The following is a 1,169-nucleotide window of genomic DNA, read 5'->3' on the forward strand; positions in this document are numbered from 1 at the left end:
AAAATCGGTGGCCGCACCGAAGCGGGCCGCAGCAATCTGTTGTTCCGCCTGATCAGCACCCACATGAAAATCATGGCGGACCGTAACAACAAGTATTACCACGTACCGGTGGACCTGATGGTGCGGGCTACCGACAGAATCCCCCGCTGGGCCTTGCCGAAAAAACCCAGCTGGGTGGGTGACGTTACCTGGAAGCCGACGGATTAGCCGGACGGCCCTTCGTCGTTTCCCCTATGCGGTAGCGCTGCTAACCGCGATCAACAAACATTAGCCGCCTACCCTGCCGCCGGGCACAAGCCCCCCGGCACCCCCATCACCCAATCCCGAATTGCTTTAATCACCGGGTCATCCCGCCGATTTTCCGGGTACACCAGATAGAACGGTTTGCCTTCCAGTTCCGGCCCGAAGGGCTGAACCAACCGCCCTTCAGCCAGTTCATCGGCAATCAGGGTTTGGCTCATCAGGGCCACGCCCTGCCCGCCGATGGCGGCGGAAATAGCGTGGGTTTCGTCGGAAAATACCAGCCCGGCACTGACATCCAGCCCCGCCACCTGGACCCGTTTTTGCCAACCGGCCCAGTCCATGGGAGCCGCCAAGGCGCCTTGTGGGCGGAAGTGAATCAGTGGGTGGTCGGTTAAGTCCGCCACGTCGTCCAGTTTCAGATAAGGGCTGCAAGCCGGAATAAAAGTGTTATCGAACAGCTTCTCCGCCACCAGTCCCGGCCAGTCGCCATCGCCATAACGGATTGCCAGGTCGGCGGTGACCCCATCCAGGGCAACCGGTTCATGAGAAGCATGGATGCGCAGGTCTATTTCCGGGTGCGCATCCCGCAGCATGCAGACCCACGACAACAGCCAGCGCACAGCCACCGCTGGCGTGGTGGACAGCGTTGCTGCCAGGCGGGTCGGCGCCGCTTTCACGCGGTCCACCGCGTCAGCAATGCTGTCGAAGGCCGTCTCCAGTGACAGAAACAGTTCCCGGCCCTGCGGTGTCAGCAACAATTGCCGGGGCTTGCGCACGAACAGTGCCACCCCAAGCGATTCCTCAAGACCGCGAATATGGTGGCTGATGGCCGTGGCCGTCACAGACAGCTCACTGGCGGCCTGTTTGGCACTTTCATGGCGGGCGGCGGCTTCAAAAGCACGCAAGGCAGAAAGGGACGGTAACCG

Annotated in this window: 1 protein-coding gene and 1 pseudogene; one reads left to right on the forward strand and one right to left on the reverse strand. The window is 61.4% G+C overall.

Going from position 1 to position 1,169, the window contains the following annotated elements; all coding sequences use genetic code 11:
• A pseudogene (locus A3730_RS32165) lies at nucleotides 1–207 on the forward strand (ferritin-like domain-containing protein); the annotation flags it as partial.
• A 68-nt stretch (nucleotides 208–275) separates the two neighbouring features.
• Here A3730_RS32165 and A3730_RS24170 read toward each other — a convergent pair.
• Nucleotides 276–1,169, reverse strand: an 894-nt coding sequence (locus A3730_RS24170; RefSeq protein WP_082872519.1) for a LysR substrate-binding domain-containing protein, incomplete at its 5' end; no start/stop codon positions are given.

The organism is Alcanivorax sp. HI0044 (assembly GCF_001634945.1).